Source organism: Bradyrhizobium sp. PRIMUS42, from assembly GCF_023006515.1.
Classification (GTDB): domain Bacteria; phylum Pseudomonadota; class Alphaproteobacteria; order Rhizobiales; family Xanthobacteraceae; genus Bradyrhizobium.
This window is the reverse complement of record NZ_JALBGZ010000906.1, coordinates 1-2,181: the sequence shown is the minus strand read 5'-3', so window position 1 is coordinate 2,181 and position 2,181 is coordinate 1. Positions and strand designations below refer to the sequence as shown.

3 protein-coding genes and 1 pseudogene are annotated in these 2,181 nt (G+C 65.9%); 3 read left to right on the top strand and 1 reads right to left on the bottom strand.

The window, feature by feature from the left end:
* Positions 1–203: pseudogene (locus MOV75_RS35480) on the bottom strand (metallophosphoesterase); the annotation flags it as partial.
* A gap of 107 nt (positions 204–310) precedes the next feature.
* Here MOV75_RS35480 and MOV75_RS35475 point away from each other — a divergent pair.
* From MOV75_RS35475 to MOV75_RS35465, 3 genes are all read left to right on the top strand, one after another.
* A complete protein-coding gene (locus MOV75_RS35475) occupies positions 311–802 on the top strand; it encodes an NUDIX domain-containing protein (RefSeq protein ID WP_246930152.1) in 492 nt (163 codons plus the stop codon).
* Positions 803–851: 49 nt separating this feature from the next.
* Complete coding sequence (locus MOV75_RS35470) at positions 852–2,003, top strand: hypothetical protein (protein ID WP_246930151.1); 1,152 nt, start codon at positions 852–854, stop codon at positions 2,001–2,003.
* On the top strand, positions 2,000–2,181 hold a 182-nt coding region (locus tag MOV75_RS35465), incomplete at its 3' end, for a glycosyltransferase (RefSeq protein WP_247007669.1). The genes MOV75_RS35470 and MOV75_RS35465, both read left to right, overlap by 4 nt.

Here is a 2,181-nt window from a genome sequence, read left to right as displayed (position 1 = left end):
CCCGTCACCGCGATGTGGTCGGGCGCCTGCGCCTTCATGTCGGCGACCAGCGCGTCGAGCACCTCGCGGCGCTGGTACTTGTGGCGGTTGCGCGTCCAGTTGACATAGCCGAGCACGCGCTTGCCGGCGAGCTCGATCAGCCGCGGCTTCGGCAAGGGCGGCAGATGCGGATCGGACAGATGGGCGAGTGTGAAGGGGGCCAGCGTGTTGGGAGTCATGGCGCGCGATTGCCTCGCTATTGCTCCACTGTAATGGCAAGGTCCCAGGCAACGTGCAAGCGGGGCCGGGACAGCGGCCTCATGGGAGCCTGATGGAAGATCGTCTGAACAGCGTCCGCAGGAAATTCGAGCCGCTGCTGCGGCGAATCTTCCACGCCTATTTCCTCGTCGTCCGCGGCATGACGCTCGGCGTCCGCGCCGTGGTGCTGGATGCCGAGAACCGGGTGTTCCTGGTCCGGCACAGCTACGTCAGCGGCTGGTACCTCCCCGGCGGCGGCGTCGACCATGGCGAGACCATGGAGCAGGCGATGCGGCGCGAGCTCAAGGAGGAGGGTGATATCGACCTCACCGGAGCAGCCGCGCTGCACGGCATCTTCCTCAACAGCCACGTCTCCCGCCGCGACCACGTCGCGGTCTATGTGGTCAGGCAGTTCAGGCAGGAGCGCCTGCCCGAGCCCAACCGCGAGATCGTCGAATGCCGGTTCTTTCCGATCACGGCGCTGCCCGAGGGCACCACGCCTGGCACGCGGCTGCGGATCGCGGAAGTGCTGGACGGCCGGCCCTTGATTGCGACGTGGCGCTGAGGGCGGCCTGTGCTAGTAAGCAGCCCGAAAAGGCCGCCACGGACGCCGGATGAAGATCGCCAAATTCGCCTTCGGTCTGATCTGCTTCGCGATCCTCGCCAGCAACATCGCCACGATGTCGCGCTGGACCGAGGCGCGCGGGGTCTATGACGACATCTGCTATCTCCGGCAGGCGCACCTATTCCAGCGCCTCGGCATCGGTGGGCTCAACACCAATGCCGCGCTCGATTACGATGGTTATGCCAAAGGCAAGTGGAAGGAAATTTCGTACGCCGAGTGGGAGGAACCGACCCGCTGGCCGTGCCACAACCCGATGCCGGGCGGCAAGCTCGTCATACAATATCCGCCGGGCACCGGATTCCTGCTGGCGCTGTTTCCGGAAGGCCATCAGGTGGTGCCGCTTTACATTGCCGCAAACCTGATCGTTTGGGGCCTCGCGCTATCAGGCATCTTCATGGCGCGCACGCTTCTGTCGACCGTGGCCGCGGGCCTGTTCGGCGCGCTGGCAATCTACCTCATGGTCAACCCGGCGAAGGCGAGCTATTCGATCGCGCCGACCATGGCGCTGTGCGCCGTCGCGGGATTTCTGACCGCGCTGTGGCTGACGAGGCACAAGCGCAGGGTGCTGCTGCTTGCACTGATTGGCCTTCTGCTGGGGGCGTCCGTCAGTTTCAGATTGCCGAACGCGCTGCTGATGGCCGGTTATTGCCTGTTCCTGGCGATTGCGTTCCTGCGGTCGCGGACGCTCGCGGATTTCGTGGAGGGCCTCGGCTTCGGTGTTGGTGCGCTCGTCGGCGTGACGCCGACATTGATTGCCCAGGCCGTCAACGCCGGCAGCCCGCTGGCGACCACCTATGGCAGCGCCGACGTGGTCGCGCCGGCCTTCGATCTCGCCGTGCTCGGCCAGTATCTGCACGACATGCAGTTCGTGCTGATCGTCCTGGCGATCGGCTCTACGGCCTGGCTCTTGCGGGTGGGCGAGGGAAGCGTGCGGCAGGCGGCGTTCGTCGTCGCCGGCAATCTCGTCGTCAACCTCGTCTTCTTCCTGAGCCATCCGATCTTCACGCCCTATTACATTGTGCCGATCGCGATGCTGTCGCTGTGGAGCGTCTCGTTCGCGTGGCTGATGCAGCCGGAACAGGCACGGCAGGCCGCGCCGCTCCGGCGCGAGCCGGCAAGCCTCGGAGTGCCGTCGCGATGACCTCAACGCAACTTCGCATCGCGGTGCTGGTGCCCTGCTACAATGAGGAAGCGGCGGTCGCGACCGTCATTGCCGATATCCGCAAGGCGCTGCCTTCGGCCGAGGTCTACGTCTACGACAACAATTCGCGCGCCCGTCCCGGGGCGGCCGCGCGCGAAGCGGGCGCGATCGTGCGCAG

Coding starts and splice junctions, on each gene's coding strand:
- MOV75_RS35470 (WP_246930151.1), top strand. CDS start 852: ATGAAGATCGCCAAATTCGCCTTCGGTCTGATCTGCTTCGCGATCCTC.
- MOV75_RS35475 (WP_246930152.1), top strand. CDS start 311: ATGGAAGATCGTCTGAACAGCGTCCGCAGGAAATTCGAGCCGCTGCTG.